A 15,527-nucleotide genomic window follows, 5' to 3' on the forward strand; every position below is an offset into this window, starting at 1 on the left:
CACATCGCGCAGGAATTCCCTTATCGTTGAAATTCAACGAGAAATAGAGCGTCGGGTCGACCGTAAGCGCTTGAAGGACGAGCGCGTCGGCACGGAAAATGGGCAGAAGGGCGTACCGTACAGCGGACATTTCTTCTTCCGAACCGGCCAATCGTCGCGAGGGACGAGGGCCTGGGTGACGTGCGCCGCGATTTAACCGAGGAGCTCAAATGCAGCGAAACTGGGTCGGATTCATCGCTGTCGCGACGATTCTCGCCGCGGGTGTGCTCTATGCGGCACTCACCCAAGCAAGGGGACAGTCTGCAGCAACGGGGGCCGCCGCGCAGGCGGAACGGCAGAAGGCGCGCGAGATCGCGCGTGAGGTCTATCAGTACGCCTATCCCATCGTGCTGATGGATGTGACGATGCGGCAATCAACCGCAGTGGCGAACGCGACCGCCGTCAGAGGCCGTGCTCCGATCAATCAGTTTGCCTATTTTCGGACCTATCCAGATGCGGATGCGAAGGATGTGGTCCGCTTCAACTTCGACACCCTGTATTCCTTCGCATGGACCGACCTGAGCAAGGGGCCGATGATCCTGTCCGTCCCCGATACCGGCGGGCGCTTCTATCTGGTGCCGACTCTCGACATGTGGACGGACGTGTTCTCGTCGATCGGATCGCGCACGACCGGCACCAAGGCTGGGAATTTTGCCTATTGCCTACCCGGCTGGAAGGGCAAGTTGCCGGCGGGCGTTCAACGTATCGACGCGCCGACGTCCATGATCTGGGTGATGGGCCGCATCCAGACCAACGGGCCTTCGGACTACGACAACGTTCACAAGATCCAGGACGGACTGAAGCTCACGCCGCTGGCCCGATGGGGCAAGAGCTATTCGCCACCCGCGACGGCGGCGGTGGATGCGAAGGTGGACGCCAAGACGCCACCTCTTGTGCAGGTCGGCAAGATGACGGGTGTGGAGCTGTTCACGCGCTTCGCCGAGTTGATGCAGAAATTCCCTCCGCATCCGAACGATTATCCAGTTCTCTTCCGGATGAAGGCGATCGGGCTCGAACCCGGCAAGAGCTGGGACCGCAGCAAGGTTGATGAAGCCTCGCTCGAGGCGATCAATGCGGGTGCCAAGGACGCTCTGGAAGACATGATTGCGGGCGTCAAGACTGCCGGCAACCACGTCAACGGCTGGAACATAACGACCGACAATATCGGGACCTATGGCACGTCCTACCGGCAGCGCGCGCTTGTCGCGCTGGCTGGCCTTGGCGCCAATCTTCCAGCCGACGCGGTCTACCCGACGGCCTTCCTCGATGGAGACGGGAAGCCGATGGATGGCGCGAACAAGTACGTCCTGCACTTCGACAAGGGAAAGACGCCTCCCGCCGGCGCGTTCTGGTCTCTCACCATGTACGACAATCAGGGCTTCCAGGTGCCCAATCCGCTGAATCGGTTCGCGATCGGCGATCGCGACAAGCTGGTGTTCAACGCGGACGGCTCGCTCGACATCTACATCCAGGCGGACTCGCCTGGAGCCGACAAGGAATCGAATTGGCTTCCGGCGCCGAAATCCGGGCTGATCGGCCCAACGCTCCGCATCTATGCGCCAAAGCCCGAGGTGCTTGATGGTCAGTGGGTCCCGCCCGCTGTGAAGCGGATGCAGTGAAGTTGAAGCGGCAAGGGAGGAAGACCATGGTCAGAGCAACTCTTAAACTGGTCCCGTTTGCACTCATGGTGCTGATGGGTGATGCGTCCGCCCAGAGCGCGTCCGAGCAGGAGGCGTATGCCGTCGCAAAGGACGCCTACGTCTACGCCTACCCGCTGATGCTGACGAACGCCACGCTTCAGCAGCTGAGCAACTTCGCCGAACCCATCCCGGGCAACACCTTCGGTCCGCCGAACCAGTTTCATCATGCGCGTGCGTTTCCCAATGCGGACGACAAGGTCGTTATCCGCATGAATACGGACACCTTGTACTCGGCCGCCACGCTCGACCTGAAGGCCGAGCCGATGGTGCTTTCGGTGCCGGCGGCTGACCGCTACTTCATGCTGCCGATGCTCAGTCTGTGGTCGGACGTGTTCGACGTGCCTGGCACGCGCACGACCGGCAAGAACACCGCGCGCGACTTCCTCGTCGTTGATCCGCAATGGCGCGGCGATGCACCGGCGGGTTTGGAAGTGATCAGGAGCCCCACCCGCAATGTGTGGATCATCGGCCGCACCCAGACCAATGGCGCTGCCGACTACGCGAATGTGCACAAGGTGCAGGACGGCATGAAGCTCACGCCGCTCTCCGCCTGGGGCAAAGGAGTCTACGTGCCGCCCAAGGGCGTGGTCGATCCGGGCATCGACATGAAGGCTCAGCCTCCGGATGTGGTCGACAAGATGGACACGGCGGCCTACTTCGCTCGCTTTGCCGAACTGCTCAAGGACAATCCTCCGAACCAGGTCGACTACCCGATGATCCACCGCCTCGAACGCGTGGGCTTCAAGGTCGGCCAAAGCTTCGACCTCGCGAAAGCGCCGGCAAGCATCCAGCAGGCATTCAATCGCGGCTATGCCGACGGCAAGGCCCTGGTGCTGGCCGAGGGCAGGAAGGCGGGCGGCATCGGCGGCAAAGGCTGGATCTACACGACCCGCAGCGGCGCCTATGGCGTGGACTATCTCTACCGCGCCGCGATCGCCCAGTGCTGTCTCGGCGAGAACCTGCCGCAGGACGCGGTCTACCCCGCGCTGTCAACCGACAGCGATGGCCGGGCGCTGGATGGCGCCAACAAGTACGTCCTGCACTTCGACAAGGGTAAGCTGCCGCCAGTGGACGCGTTCTGGTCGGTGACGGCCTATGACATCGAGGGCTATTTCATCCCGAACCCGATCAAGCGTCAGGCCATCGGCGATCGCGACAAGCTCATCACCAACGCCGATGGCTCCCTCGATCTCTACCTCCAGGCCGACTCGCCGGGAAAGGATAAGGAAGCCAACTGGCTCCCGGTCGGCAAGGCGCCGTTCACGCTGCTGATGCGCCTATACTCGCCGCGCGAGGAATTCCTTCAAGGAAAGTGGACACCACCCGACGTGGCCAAGTCGAATTGAGGGGCAAGTGTGGACGACGGCCTGTCTGGTCGGTCTGATGTCATGTGAGGCGGCGCCATGGACGGCTATGACATCTACGCCTGGATCGTGCCGGTCATTTTGCCGACGAGAGCTGTCGGCGCGTCGAAGCGACTTCAAAACGGAGGATAAAACATGAAAATCGGAAGTTACACGGGCCTGGCGGTCGTTTCTTGTCTGCTGATGCTTTCGCCCGCGAAAGCGCAAACCCCACTGTCGGCCTATACGGACGCGAACGGCTTTATTGACGTGCAGACGCTGACCTGCGCTCAGCTCGCCGGCACCTATCAGGAAGACGCCGACATGCTGACCGCCTGGTATAGCGGTTGGTACAATGGCCTCGCCAAGAAGCACTACGCACACATCACCCGGGCGAAGTCAGGCGAGCACCAACTGATCGTCTACTGCAAGGCCCATCCCGGCGTGAAGATCATCGAGGCGATCGACCTTCTGCTGAAGAACGAAGCGAAGTAGGTGGCGCAGCCACGCGGGACTTCTGGTCCCGCGTGGTCGGCCAGCAGCGGGGAATAACGATGAGCGGATACGACATCTTCGCCTGGATCGTGCTGGTCATCCTGCTGGCCAGCGCGATCGGTGTGTTCTGCATCGCGGGCTGGCTGCCCGGGCATATCGCGAAGTCGCGCAACCATCCCTACGCGCAGGCCGTGACGGTGGCCGGCTGGGTCACGCTGCTGTTCGGCTTCGCGCTGTGGCCGATCGCGCTGATCTGGGCCTATGTCGACGTGCCTCAACGCAAGAGCGGAGCGGTGTGATGGGTGTCGCGATCATCAACACCTATCTGGTGCTGCTGTTCCTGCTGGTGCATTTCAAGATCGTGCGCTTCAATTTGTTCTGGAAGCTGTCGCCGTTCATCGTGCTAGTCCTGGTGCTGTTCGGTCTCCTGGTCCCGATGAACTGGGGTGCGCCGCAGGGCTCGGCGCTGGTGGTGCGCAACGCGGTGTCGATCGTGCCTAGCGTCGCGGGCGAAGTGACCGAGGTGCCCGTAGTCGCCAACGCGCCGCTGAAGGCTGGTGATGTTCTGTTCAAGATCGATCCGACCCCCTACGATGCGCAGGTCAAGGCGATCACGGCGCAGCTCAAGCTGTCGAAGACGCGGCTGGCGCAGATGACGACGCTTTTCGAGCGCGACGCCGGGCGCGGCTTCGACGTCGAGCAGCGGCAGTCCGAGGTCGACCAGCTCAGCGGCCAGCTCGAGGCCGCGCAGTGGAATCTCGACAAGACGGTGGTGAAGACGCCGGCCGACGGCTACGTCACCAATGTTGCGCTGCGCAAGGGCGCGCGGGTAGCCAATCTGCCGCTGTCGCCGGTGATGGCGTTCATCGATACCTCGAACACGATCATCGGGGTCGAGATCAACCAGATCGATGCCCGCTACGTCGCGCCGGGGCAGGAGGTCGAGGTCACTTTCAAGTTCGCGCCCGGGCAGATCTATTCCGGCAAGGTCGAAAGCGTGCTGCAGGCGATCGCGACCGGCCAGGCCCAGACCTCGGGCACCGCCGTGGCGCCGAAAGCGATCGAGGCGGCACCTTTCGTCGTGCGTGTAAAGCTCGACGATGCTACCTTCGTCAATCGGCTGCCTGCGGGCAGCGCCGGGACGGCGGCAATCTATACGGAGCATTTGAAGCCGACGCATGTGGTCCGCCGCGTGCTGCTGCGGCAGGTTGCGATCATCAACTATGTCAATCCGTTTTGAGTGAGCAGGAAGGGGCACGATATCGATGAAGAGGTCATTTGCTGAAGACGAAGCGTTGCCGCGGCGCGACGGGCGAGGCGTCGTGAACCGGCGGCAGACGCTGCTCGGCGCTGCCGCGCTCCTGACCAGCGGGCTGCTCGCGCCGTCTCGCGCCTGGGCTCAATCCGTGTCGGCAGACGATGCGCGGGCGATCGCCAAGGATGCCTACATTTACGGCTTCCCGCTCGTCGACAGCTACCGGATCCAATACTCCTACTTCGTCGATCGTGGCGGTGCCGAATACAAGGCGCCGTGGAACACGATCTTCAACAACGCGCGGGTCTACACGCCCGACGACAAGGCGATCCAGACCCCCAATTCGGACACCCCGTATTCCTATGTCGGCGCGGACCTGCGTGCCGAGCCGATCGTGTTCACGGTGCCGGCCGTCGAGAAGGGTCGCTACTACTCTCTGCAATTCATCGACATGTACACGTTCGACTTCGCCTATGTCGGCAGCCGCGCCACCGGCAATGGCGCAGGGAGCTACCTGCTGGCGGGGCCGACCTGGAAGGGCCAAAAGCCGAAGGGGATCAGGAAGGTCATTCGCTGTGAGACCCAGTTTGCCTTCGTGCTTTATCGCACCCAGCTCTTCAACCCTGGCGACATCGAGAATGTGAAGAAGATTCAGGCCGGCTACAAGGTGCAGACGCTGTCGCAGTTTCTTGGCAAGCCGGCGCCCGCGGCTGCGCCCGAGGTTGCGTTCATCAAGCCGATCACTGCCGAGCAGGAGCGCAACTCGCTCGAATTCTTCGGCATCCTCAACTTCCTCCTCCAGTTCTGCCCGACGCATCCGAGCGAGAAAGCGCTGATGGCGCGCTTTGCCAGGATCGGGATCGGTGCGGGGAAACCGTTTGACGCTAATTCGCTGTCGCCGGAGACCCGCAAGGCTTTGCAGGACGGCATGGCCGATGCCTGGAAGGCTTTTGCCGAGTTCAAGGAGACGAAGATCGATACCGGGAAATCGTCGAGCGCCGACGGGTTCGGAACACGAGAGTATCTGAAGAACGACTATATGCAGCGGATGTCGGCGGCGGTGCTCGGTATCTATGGAAATTCGAAGCAGGAGGCAATGTATCCCGCTTACTTCGTGGATGCTGCCAAACGGAAGCTCGACGGCGCCAATCGCTACACGATGCGCTTTGCGCCGGGTCAGCTGCCGCCGGTCAACGCGTTCTGGTCGCTGACTATGTACCAGCTGCCGGCGAGCCTGCTCTACGCCAACCCGCTCAACCGCTATTTGATCAATTCGCCGATGTTACCGAACCTGAAGCGCGATGCCGACGGCGGGATCACGCTCTATGTCCAGAACGAATCGCCTGGTCAGGACAAGGAAGCCAACTGGCTGCCGGCGCCAAAGGGGCCGTTCTTCGCGGCGATGCGCTTGTACTGGCCGAAGCCCACGGCGCTGTCCGGGCAATGGAAAGCGCCGCCGATCCAGCAGATTTCGTAGGGGAAGCCGACAGATGATGATCAGAGAAATTGCTTTTGGCTTGGTAACATTTGCGGTGGTCACGAGCGCACACGCGCAATCACCCGCTGGCGGCACGGTGCCGGTCACCGTCGACAATTTCGCCCGCGCCGAATCCGATCTCTATTTCGGCGGCAACGTCAAGGATGCGGGCGGGACCGGCAAGCTGTTCCATCACCGCGAGCCGATGTCGATCGACAAGCAGGCGGTGATCCGGGCGAATCGCGATACGCTTTATTCCTCTGGTGTCTTCGACCTCGACGCCGGCCCGGTGACCATCACGCTGCCGGATGCAGGCAAGCGCTTCCGTTCGCTGATGGCGGTCAATGAAGATCACTATGTGGTCGGCAACATCGAATATCGCGCGGGTAGCTTCACCTACGACAAGGCGAAGGCCGGCACGCGCTACCTGCTGCTCGCTTTGCGCACGCTGGTCGATCCCAATGATTCAAAGGATGTGGCTCAGGTTCACGCGCTGCAAGACGCCATCAAGGTCAGCAAGGCACAAGGCAAGTTCGAGGTGCCGAACTGGGACCAGGCCAGCCAGAAGAGCATCCGCGATGCGCTTCTGGTGCTGAACGACTACACCGGCGGCTTCGCGCACGCGTTCGGGGCCAAAGGGCAGGTCGATCCGGTCAGGCACTTGATCGGCACCGCCGCCGGCTGGGGCGGCAATCCCGACAAGGACGCGTCCTATCTCAGCATCACGCCTTCCCGGAACGACGGCACCACGGTCTACAAGCTGACCGTCAGGGAGGTGCCGGTCGATGCATTCTGGTCGATCAGCGTGTACGACGCGAAGGGATATTTCGAGAAAAATCCCTACGACGCGTATACGCTGAACAACATCACCGCGAAGAAATCCGCCGATGGGTCGATCGCGATCCAGTTCGGCGGCTGCGACGACAAGATCCCGAACTGCCTGCCGATCATGAAGGGCTGGAACTACACGGTCCGGCTCTATCGGCCGCGCCCGGAGATCCTGAACGGGAAGTGGAAATTCCCGGAGGCGCAGGCGGTGAACTGAGACGCCCGCGAATCCGCTATGATGTCTTGAACGAAATGGGGAGCTCGGGATGAAGACCGTCAAGAATCGCAAGCGCGCCGCACTGGGCATGGCTGGCGCAATCGCGCTGTCGGCGACGCCGCAAGCCGCGTTCGCCGACGAAGGCGGCATCAGCTTCTGGCTGCCTGGCAATTTCGGCAGTCTCGCCGCGGTGCCGGGAACGCCGGGCTGGTCGTGGGCGACGGTCTACTACCATACCGAGGTCTCCTCTGCCGCCGGGGCACGCTTTCCGCGCGGTGGGCGCATCGATCTCGGCATCGGCGGGCAGGGCGATCTGGCGATCTTCGGACCTACCTATACTTTCGCGGTGCCGGGCCTCGGCGCGGTCGGCTCGGTCAGCCTGCTCGGCTTCGGCGGGCGCAACAATGCCTCGGTCGCGGCGTCCCTGACCGGGCCGCTGGGCAACACGATCAACCTGTCGCGCTCCGAGGCGCTGACCGATATCGGCGACGTCATTCCGCAAGTCACGTTGAAGTGGAACAAGGGGGTCAACAACATCATGGTCTATGCGACCGGCGACGTCCCGGTCGGGGCCTATGATCCGGTGCGCCTTGCCAATATCGGCATCGGACATGGTGCGATGGATTTTGGCGGCGGCTACACCTATTTCGACCCGCACAGCGGCAACGAATTCTCCGGCGTTGTCGGCTTCACCTACAACTTCAAGAATCCCGACACCCAATACCAGAGCGGCGTCGACTTCCATTTCGACTGGGGCGCGTCGCACTTCTTCACGCCGAACGTCCAGCTCGGCCTCGTCGGTTACGTGATGCAGCAAATCTCCGACGACACCGGCCCGGGCGCCACGCTTGGAGGCTTCCGCTCGCGCATTGCCGGCGTCGGACCGCAGGTCGGCTTCATGTTCCCGGTGGGCGACATGCAAGGCTATCTCAACATCAAGGGCTACAAGGAGTTCGCGGCCGAGAACCGTCCCGAAGGCTGGAACACCTGGGTCACCTTCGCGATCTCGCCGGCGCCACCCGCGCCGGCCTCGGCGAAGCCGATCGTGCGCAAATATTAGCGGAGGCGAACGACGAGCTCGATGAGTGATGCGCGCGAGGCCGGCCGGGGGCCGGTTCGTATCGGCTTCCGCACCTCGATCGTCACGGTGGTCATCGCCGCGGTGCTGGTGGTCGGACTGACGCTGGTCTATCTCAGCTTCAGGCGGGTCTCGTCGATCACGCAGATGGCTGCGAGCACCTTCATCGACAAGGTAGGCCAGATCGGCGCCGATCGCATCGACGCGCAGTTCAAGAATGTGCGCGACAGCCTCGAGATCCTGGCAGGAATACCGGCCATCCAGGAGGCCGACGTCGCCGACAATGTCAGGCTCTACGCCCTGCTGGCCTCGATGCTGCGCAACAATCCGCAGATCTTCAATCTCTATGTCGGATATGAAGACGGCTCCTTCCTGGAGATGGACGTCATCGATCGCGCCAAGCCGCAATTCCGCACGGCGCTGAATGTCGCCCCCGACGCCGTCTACCGCGTCGTCGTCATTGCCCGCTCCGGCGCGGCCACCGCGGCGCCGGTGACGCTGTTCCTGTCGGAAAACCTGACTCAGGTCGCGAAGGTGGCGGGGCCGCACAGCTACGACCCGCGGCAGCGTCCCTGGTATGTCGACGCCTTCAAGGATCGCAAGACGCTGCTCACCGGGCCCTACGTGTTCTACGCGACCGGGGAGCCCGGTTACACGCTGCGCACGCCGCTTGGGGAGGGCCGCCGCGGGGTGGTGGCCGCCGACCTGCTGCTCAATCGCCTCGAGGAGATGCTGAGCCGGCAAAAGCTCGGAAAATCCGGGCTGGCCTTCCTGTTCAACGACGCCGACCGCATCGTCGGCCATCCCGAGATGCGCGAGCTGATGACGGAACGCAGCGACGCATTGCCCCGGATCGATGCCATCAAGCTTCCCGGCCTGTCCGCGGCGATCCAGTCCTGGCGCAGCGACGGGCTCGCCCAGCAGTTCTTCACCGACGCCGACGGACGGACCCTTGTCGCGGCCTTTCACCGCATCGAGACGGCCGGTGCGGCCAACATCCACCTCGCGGTGGTCGCCCCGCTCGACGAGTTTTTTGCCAAGATCATCTCGGAGCGGCGCGCGCTGTTCGCCATCGCGCTCGGCTTTGTGATCGCGATGCTGCCGTTCGCGTTCTGGCTCGGCTCGCTGCTCGCCCGGTCGCTGCGCGAGCTGGCGCGGCAGACCGACGAGATCCAGCGCTTTCAGCTCGCCGACCGGCCGCGGATGCAATCGGCCATCGACGAGATCGATGAACTGGGGCGCTCGGTGTTTACGATGCGCACCGTCGTACGCAACTTCTCAAGGTTCATTCCGCAGCCGATCGTCCGTCAGCTGATGCAGTCCGGAGCCTCGCTGCAGCTCGGCGGCATCAGGCGCGAGGTCACGGTTCTCTTCACCGACGTCGCCGACTTCACTGCGAAGACCGAGAAGGCGGACCCGTCACAGGTCATGATCTTCACCTCGCGTTATTTCGCCGCGATGTCGGAGGCGATCATGAAACACCATGGCACCATCGACAAGTTCATCGGCGATGCGGTGATGGCGCTGTGGAATGCGCCGGACGAGGACCCCGACCACGTCGTTCATGCCTGCGAGGCCGTGTTGGACTGCATTCACCGCAACGCCGAGCTCAACCGGGCGTTCCGGAGCGAAGGCTGGCCGGCCTATGGCACGCGGTTCGGCCTGCATCTCGGCGATGCCGTGGTCGGCAATGTCGGCTCCGCCGCCCGCATGAGCTACACCGCGCTCGGCGCCACCATCAATCTGGCCTCGCGTCTCGAAGGCCTCAACAAGAACTACGGCACGCAGGTCCTGGTGAGCGCAGCCGTCAGGGCGCGTGCCGAACACAGATTTGCGTTCCGCAGCGTCGACCAGATCCGGCCGAAGGGCTTTGCCGACGCCATCACGGTCTACGAGCTGTGCGGCGAACGCGGCGATTCGGAGCTGGCGTTCTGCGCGCGCTGGGAAGACGTCTACAGTTCGATCCGGTACGCGGAGCCCGCCGCGGCGGTGCTGCGCATCGCCGATTTCCTGGTCGAGTACCCCTGGGATTGTGTCGCGCAATACCATGCCGAACGACTGCGCAATGCCGCTCAGCAGCCGCTGCTTGATCTACCCGTGCCCTGAGATGCAGGGTGAGGAATTTTGATCCGACCCTCGAGCTCTCGACGGTCCAAGTCGCTTCGGTCATCGATCGGGACCCTGCGATCCGCCGATGCGATCGCTTCAGCCGCCCCGCAAATGCGGGAGCGCAACGCCGGTGGCTAGGCCGCCATCAGTTGCTGAAGCGCAACAGCCTGCTCACGGGTCTGGAATGCGATGGCGGTGTGGGTAAAGCCCGACGAGGCCTGGGTCTGCGCGATGTGATTGAGCACCTCAGTGCCCTTGACCACGTGAAGATCCATTCCCGGGCCGGCCGGGAAAATCCCCAGAACGACGTCGTAGGCCTCGACGATGGCCTTCAAGGCGCCGCCCTTGTCTTCCGACGCGTCGATAAAGATACGAACATCCGCGGCGATACTACGAAGTTCGTCAAAGTCGATCACTGGAAGTCTCCCATACGCAACTCACTGGTCGATCCTAGCTACAACTTGCTTACTGAAACATAAATTACGCGGGTTCCTCACCGGACAAGTGTCGCTAGAGCGTTTTCGAGCGAAGTGGATACCGCTTCGCGTGAAGAAAACGCGTCAAAACAAGAATCTAGAGCCCCGTTCCGATTCCATCGGAACGGGAAAAGCTCTAGGCGCCGGTCGGCGGTCTCCGCTTCGTGATGCGCTTGACCGGCGCATGGGCCGGCACGGCATTCGAGGTCTGGTCGGCCATGTGGGGAATGCGGTGCTCGATATGCGCCACGACGCGGAAGAAGCCGTCCAGCGCCTTGGCGTCGAGGCCGGCCGTGAGGTTGCTGTGCCGGCGCAGGATTTCATCCAGACTGCGGTCGAGCAGCGCGACGCCCTGCGATGTCAGCCGGATCTCGGTCCGGTTCCGGGCGCTGCCTCGCACCGGCGTCAGCTCGATCAGGCCCTTTTTCTTCAGCGAGGTCGTCTCGCGGCTGACGACGGCCTTGTCCAGTTGCGCGTTGGTCCAGATGTCGTAGGCGCTTGCCGGTTCGTGCTCCCTGAGAAAGGACAGCACCCGCCATTCCGCGAGCGACACGCCATAGGCCTGCGGGAAGAAGGCATTGGCGTTGGCGCGCAGCTTCGCGACCAGGCTGGACAGCACCGTGGGCACGTAGCGCTCGAAATCAATCACCAGTTCCGAGCGCGCATCCTCTTGCGCGGCGCGGCGCGGGGCAGGGGTCTTGGTACGACTTGTGGCGGTGCGACTGCTCATTCTTTCACGAGTTGAGTGCGTGCGATCAAGACCAGCGTCGCCGCGACCAGGAGAACGCCTGTCACCACGAGGAATCCGATGGTGAAGCTGCCCGAGGCATCCTTGGCGCGTCCGATCACGATCGGGATCGTCGCGCCTCCGATGCTGCCGATGGTGCTGACCAGGCCGATCGCGCCCGGCGCGCTCTGCCGCGACATGTAGGACTGCGGAATGGTCCAGAACACGGCCTGCGTACCATAGACACCGACATTGGCAACCATGAATCCGATGATGATCCAAACCGGCGATGTTGAAAAGGCCGCTATTGCGAAGCCGGCCGCTGCGATCACGAAGGTCATCGCAGCATAATAGAAGCGCTCACCGACATGGTCGGAGTGCCGCGACAGCGCGATCATGCCGATCAGGCCGGCGACGGGCGGGATCGCGGTCACGAAACCGACCTGTGAATTCGGCAGCCCGAACGATTTGATGATTTGCGGCAGCCAGGGAAACAGCGAAGCCAGACCGCAGAACAGGCCGAAATTGCACAGGCCGAACAGCAGCACCATCGGCTTGGTGATGGTCCTGAGCACGCCTTCGGCATGCACCACCCCGGTCGCCTTGGCGTCGCGCTCCAGCGCGCCGATCAGCCAGTTGCGCTGCGCCGTCGACAGCCAGCTCGCCTGCTGCGGGCGGTCGGTCAGATAGAAGATGCCGACGATCCCGAGGATGACGGGCGGCAGCCCTTCGAGGATGAACAGCCATTTCCAGCCCGAGATGCCGAACACCCCGTTCAGCTCGAGGATGGCGCCGGAGATCAGCGAGGCGAAGATGTAGGAGATCGGCACCGCATAGTTGAACATCGCGTTGTAGCGGGCGCGGTAGCTGAACGGAAACCAGAGGCTCAGCAGCAGCATCACCCCGGGAAATAGGCCGGACTCGGCAAAGCCGAGGAAGCCGCGGAATGCATAGAGGCTGAGCGGGCCTTGCGTGAATGCCATCAGCACCGTGGCGATGCCCCACAGGATCGCGATCCGCGTCAGCGTGACGCGGGCGCCGTATTTGCTGAGGATGAGATTGCTCGGGATCTCGAAGATCGAATAGGTGAAGTACATGATGCCGACCGCGATGCCGAACTTCTCGGCATTGAGCCCGAGCTCCTTGTTCATCTGCAGCGCCGCAAAGGAGATGTTTCCGCGGTCGAGAATGGCGAGGAAGTACATCGCCATCACGAACCACATCAGGCGCAGCGCGACCTTGCGGATCGTGCTGCGCTCGATCTCCGGATCGGCGGTCGCTATCGCCGCCTTGTCCATCACGACTTCGGTCATCCCTGTTTCCCCCGATTCTTGATTTTTGATGGTCGTCCTATGCGGGCAGGCAGACTTCGAGCCTGTCGCCCGCCACGCGTACCGGATAGGTCCGGATGTCGATCTCGACCGGATTGGTCAGCGCCTCGCCGGTGCGGATATCGAAGCGGCCCATGTGCAGCGGGCATTCGATCTCGCAGCCCTCCAGAATGCCGTCGGACAGCAGCGCCTCCGCATGGGTGCAGATGTTGCTCGTGGCGTAGTACTCATTGCCGACGCGATAGAGCGCGACGTGGTGGCGGCCGATTTCGATGCCGTACGGCTCGCCCTCGTTCAACGCGCTGAGTGCGGCCGCTTCGTGCCAGGTCCCCTGATCATCTGTCATGTGCCCTCTCAAATGCTGTAGAAATCGAGCACGGTCGGGACGCGGTCGTTGACCAGCGTGATGACCTTGCGCGCGATCTTCCAGGTCTCGCCGTCACGCCGCAGCGTGTGCTCGTAGCGCCCGTGCCGCAGATGCTCCTTGGCTACGCGCGGGTCGTAGACGTGGACCGAGAACACCGAGTGGCAGGTGATCTGTTCGGGCCCGGTTTCGGACGCTTCCAGGTTCGAGATCTGGTGCACGGTGCGCGGCAGCGGCAGCGCGGTGATCGATTTGCGCGACTCGATTCTTGCGATCCGCTCTTCCAGCCCGCGCCGCGCATCGTGGTAGAGCAGCGAGACCTGCGTGTCGGGATCATTGGTGGTGGTGTACTCGTCGAGCCATCCCGGCACCCAATAGACCGCATCCTCGCTGTACATCGCGACCCAATCGGCCCATTCGCCGGTATCGAGCAGGCGGGCCTCGCGGAAGATGGTTGCGGCCGCGACCGCGTGGGCATCGGTTTGCCTGATTGCGCTGGCAGCCATCACGCCGTCTCCCCGGCGGCGTGCTGCAACAGCCTGCGCCACTCGCGATAGCCGGGATGGAAGTTCGTCTCGCCGCCGAAGCTGGTGGGGCCGAACGACCATTCGGAAGGGGTTATGCCGAGCTCGCGCGTGTGTGCGCTCTCGCCGTGGCCGACCTCCGCGACGCCGCGCAGATAACCTTGCGTGGGCGCGGCGGTGGTCGCCTCGTAGCCGGTCTGGCAGAACTCATACATGACGTTGTCGTCCGAGCTTGCCAGCCCGGAGGCATTGAAGAAGTCTTCGTAGTTGCGAATGCGAAGCGTGCGCGCCGCGGCGCTTTCGCCGACCGGAGCAAGGCAATGCGACACCATCTCGGTCTTGTCGGGCGCCAGCGGCCGCCAGGTGCGCACCTGCGCCGACAGGATGTCGATGACCTGCAGGTTCGGAAAAATCGTGAGGTTGCGTTGCCGAAGCATCCACTTGGCGCGCGTGCTGCCGACGCGCTGCCGCACGGCGTCGAGACGCGCCGGGTCCATGCCGAGCGGCCGGCCATAGAGCTGCGTGTGCTTGATCGACCAGTTGACGGCGTGGCCGTAATCGAAGCTGAAGCTGCCTTGCCCTTCCTGCTCGCCTTCCGGCTCGACGGTGAATCCGGCATCCGGTCCGGCGCTGGCATTGCGCTTCTTCAGGATATCGACGTAGGAGCTGTGCGTGGTCGCGAAGTGATAATAGTCGAGACCGTTCTCGAACTGCAGCTTCCAGTTTGCATCGAACGTGTAGGTGCTGGCGCCCGGCACGAACTCGACCTCGCCGCTGTCGCTCTGATCGATGATGAGGTCGAGGAACGCGCGGGTGTCGCCGAGAAATTCCTCCAGCGGCGGAACGTCGGCCGAGAGGCTTGCGAACAGGAATCCGCGATACGAACCCAGCCGCGCGACCGGAAGAAGGTCGTGATTGCTGTTCGAGAACGACGCCGGATATTGCCCGCTCGCTTCCTCCGTCACCGAAATGTTGCGGCCGCCCGAATCGTAGGCCCAGCCGTGATAGCGGCAGACATGGAATTTCTGCCGGCCCTGCTTGAACGGACAGACGATCGTTCCGCGATGCCGGCAGGTGTTGAGGAAGGCGCCGACTTTGCCCTCAGTGCTCCGCATCACCAGAATGGGGTGGCGGCCGATATGGGTGGTGACGAAGTCGTTGGGCCGGGCGATCTGGGATTCCAGGCCGATGAAATTCCACGTGGCCTCGAAGATATGCCGGAGTTCGGCGTCGAACACCGCGGGATCGGTGAAGATCCGGCGATCGACTTCGAAGATGCGTTCGCCGGGGCGGTCGTCGATGAGCCGGGAAATCTCGCTCAGCCTTGCCGCGTGGGTCTGCGAAGCAGCGTTCATAACGTCCTCCCTTCGACTAACCGCCGGCCGTGCAAAGTCGCCGCAGAGCCGCATCACGGCTCGCGTCTTCTCACGGCGGGAACAGCCGGCTTGATCGCCAATCTTGGAATGACTCTATAGTTGTCATGACAACTATGGTCAAGCCGATTGGTTGATCGGAAGCTGGAGCCGGACGCAACGGATACGGCTCGCGCGTCGGACTACAGCGA

At 62.9% G+C, this 15,527-nt stretch carries 15 protein-coding genes; 9 read left to right on the plus strand and 6 right to left on the minus strand.

Features of this window, described 5'->3' with window-relative positions:
• Nucleotides 1-209: 209 nt before the first annotated feature.
• The 9 genes from JEY66_RS12410 to JEY66_RS12450 all read left to right on the plus strand — a co-directional run bounded on the left by JEY66_RS12410 (nucleotide 210) and on the right by JEY66_RS12450 (nucleotide 10,538).
• Nucleotides 210-1,658 (plus strand): DUF1254 domain-containing protein, encoded by a 1,449-nt coding sequence (locus tag JEY66_RS12410; RefSeq protein WP_018273233.1) that lies wholly within the window; start codon nucleotides 210-212, stop codon nucleotides 1,656-1,658.
• The gene (locus JEY66_RS12415; protein WP_248887602.1) at nucleotides 1,655-3,085 is read left to right on the plus strand and encodes a DUF1254 domain-containing protein; all 1,431 of its coding nucleotides are present in this window, start codon (nucleotides 1,655-1,657) and stop codon (nucleotides 3,083-3,085) included. Before JEY66_RS12410 ends, JEY66_RS12415 begins: the two co-directional genes overlap by 4 nt.
• 153 nt (nucleotides 3,086-3,238) lie before the next feature.
• A complete protein-coding gene (locus JEY66_RS12420; RefSeq protein ID WP_041482689.1) occupies nucleotides 3,239-3,577 on the plus strand; it encodes an HdeA/HdeB family chaperone in 339 nt (112 codons plus the stop codon).
• A gap of 59 nt (nucleotides 3,578-3,636) precedes the next feature.
• Nucleotides 3,637-3,876, plus strand: a complete 240-nt coding sequence (locus tag JEY66_RS12425) for a DUF3302 domain-containing protein (RefSeq protein WP_018273230.1) — start codon at nucleotides 3,637-3,639, stop codon at nucleotides 3,874-3,876.
• Nucleotides 3,876-4,817: an HlyD family secretion protein gene (locus JEY66_RS12430; protein ID WP_018273229.1), complete on the plus strand. Its 942-nt coding sequence runs from the start codon at nucleotides 3,876-3,878 to the stop codon at nucleotides 4,815-4,817. Before JEY66_RS12425 ends, JEY66_RS12430 begins: the two co-directional genes overlap by 1 nt.
• Before the next feature lie 25 nt (nucleotides 4,818-4,842).
• A complete protein-coding gene (locus JEY66_RS12435; protein ID WP_018273228.1) occupies nucleotides 4,843-6,309 on the plus strand; it encodes a DUF1254 domain-containing protein in 1,467 nt (488 codons plus the stop codon).
• Between the two features lie 13 nt (nucleotides 6,310-6,322).
• Nucleotides 6,323-7,354 carry a DUF1214 domain-containing protein gene (locus JEY66_RS12440; protein ID WP_018273227.1) on the plus strand — a complete coding sequence of 344 codons (1,032 nt, stop codon included), beginning with the start codon at nucleotides 6,323-6,325 and terminating at the stop codon, nucleotides 7,352-7,354.
• Nucleotides 7,355-7,403: 49 nt separating this feature from the next.
• Complete coding sequence (locus JEY66_RS12445) at nucleotides 7,404-8,414, plus strand: SphA family protein (RefSeq protein ID WP_018273226.1); 1,011 nt, start codon at nucleotides 7,404-7,406, stop codon at nucleotides 8,412-8,414.
• Nucleotides 8,415-8,435: 21 nt separating this feature from the next.
• Nucleotides 8,436-10,538, plus strand: a complete 2,103-nt coding sequence (locus JEY66_RS12450; RefSeq protein ID WP_018273225.1) for an adenylate/guanylate cyclase domain-containing protein — start codon at nucleotides 8,436-8,438, stop codon at nucleotides 10,536-10,538.
• Between the two features lie 137 nt (nucleotides 10,539-10,675).
• On the opposite strand, the gene JEY66_RS12455 is transcribed toward JEY66_RS12450, so the two are convergent.
• The 6 genes from JEY66_RS12455 to JEY66_RS12480 form a co-directional block, all read right to left on the minus strand.
• Nucleotides 10,676-10,957, minus strand: coding sequence for a hypothetical protein (locus JEY66_RS12455; protein WP_018273224.1), 282 nt, complete (start codon nucleotides 10,955-10,957; stop codon nucleotides 10,676-10,678).
• Between the two features lie 196 nt (nucleotides 10,958-11,153).
• Nucleotides 11,154-11,747, minus strand: coding sequence for a MarR family winged helix-turn-helix transcriptional regulator (locus JEY66_RS12460; protein WP_018273223.1), 594 nt, complete (start codon nucleotides 11,745-11,747; stop codon nucleotides 11,154-11,156).
• Complete coding sequence (locus tag JEY66_RS12465) at nucleotides 11,744-13,057, minus strand: MFS transporter (RefSeq protein WP_018273222.1); 1,314 nt, start codon at nucleotides 13,055-13,057, stop codon at nucleotides 11,744-11,746. Before JEY66_RS12465 ends, JEY66_RS12460 begins: the two co-directional genes overlap by 4 nt.
• 37 nt (nucleotides 13,058-13,094) lie before the next feature.
• Nucleotides 13,095-13,421, minus strand: coding sequence for a non-heme iron oxygenase ferredoxin subunit (locus JEY66_RS12470; protein WP_018273221.1), 327 nt, complete (start codon nucleotides 13,419-13,421; stop codon nucleotides 13,095-13,097).
• An 8-nt stretch (nucleotides 13,422-13,429) separates the two neighbouring features.
• A complete protein-coding gene (locus tag JEY66_RS12475) occupies nucleotides 13,430-13,945 on the minus strand; it encodes an aromatic-ring-hydroxylating dioxygenase subunit beta (protein ID WP_018273220.1) in 516 nt (171 codons plus the stop codon).
• Nucleotides 13,945-15,318, minus strand: a complete 1,374-nt coding sequence (locus JEY66_RS12480; protein WP_018273219.1) for an aromatic ring-hydroxylating oxygenase subunit alpha — start codon at nucleotides 15,316-15,318, stop codon at nucleotides 13,945-13,947. The genes JEY66_RS12475 and JEY66_RS12480 overlap by 1 nt, the downstream gene beginning before the upstream one ends.
• Nucleotides 15,319-15,527 lie beyond the last annotated feature (209 nt).

It is taken from the genome of Bradyrhizobium elkanii USDA 76 (genome assembly GCF_023278185.1).
Taxonomy (GTDB): domain Bacteria; phylum Pseudomonadota; class Alphaproteobacteria; order Rhizobiales; family Xanthobacteraceae; genus Bradyrhizobium; species Bradyrhizobium elkanii.

Excerpts from the sequence above, each read along its gene's own strand:
- JEY66_RS12410 (WP_018273233.1), top strand. The coding sequence starts at position 210 with ATGCAGCGAAACTGGGTCGGATTCATCGCTGTCGCGACGATTCTCGCC.
- JEY66_RS12420 (WP_041482689.1), top strand. The coding sequence starts at position 3,239 with ATGAAAATCGGAAGTTACACGGGCCTGGCGGTCGTTTCTTGTCTGCTG.
- JEY66_RS12425 (WP_018273230.1), top strand. The coding sequence starts at position 3,637 with ATGAGCGGATACGACATCTTCGCCTGGATCGTGCTGGTCATCCTGCTG.
- JEY66_RS12430 (WP_018273229.1), top strand. The coding sequence starts at position 3,876 with ATGGGTGTCGCGATCATCAACACCTATCTGGTGCTGCTGTTCCTGCTG.
- JEY66_RS12435 (WP_018273228.1), top strand. The coding sequence starts at position 4,843 with ATGAAGAGGTCATTTGCTGAAGACGAAGCGTTGCCGCGGCGCGACGGG.
- JEY66_RS12440 (WP_018273227.1), top strand. The coding sequence starts at position 6,323 with ATGATGATCAGAGAAATTGCTTTTGGCTTGGTAACATTTGCGGTGGTC.
- JEY66_RS12445 (WP_018273226.1), top strand. The coding sequence starts at position 7,404 with ATGAAGACCGTCAAGAATCGCAAGCGCGCCGCACTGGGCATGGCTGGC.
- JEY66_RS12450 (WP_018273225.1), top strand. The coding sequence starts at position 8,436 with ATGAGTGATGCGCGCGAGGCCGGCCGGGGGCCGGTTCGTATCGGCTTC.
- JEY66_RS12460 (WP_018273223.1), bottom strand. The coding sequence starts at position 11,747 with ATGAGCAGTCGCACCGCCACAAGTCGTACCAAGACCCCTGCCCCGCGC.
- JEY66_RS12465 (WP_018273222.1), bottom strand. The coding sequence starts at position 13,057 with ATGACCGAAGTCGTGATGGACAAGGCGGCGATAGCGACCGCCGATCCG.
- JEY66_RS12470 (WP_018273221.1), bottom strand. The coding sequence starts at position 13,421 with ATGACAGATGATCAGGGGACCTGGCACGAAGCGGCCGCACTCAGCGCG.
- JEY66_RS12475 (WP_018273220.1), bottom strand. The coding sequence starts at position 13,945 with ATGGCTGCCAGCGCAATCAGGCAAACCGATGCCCACGCGGTCGCGGCC.
- JEY66_RS12480 (WP_018273219.1), bottom strand. The coding sequence starts at position 15,318 with ATGAACGCTGCTTCGCAGACCCACGCGGCAAGGCTGAGCGAGATTTCC.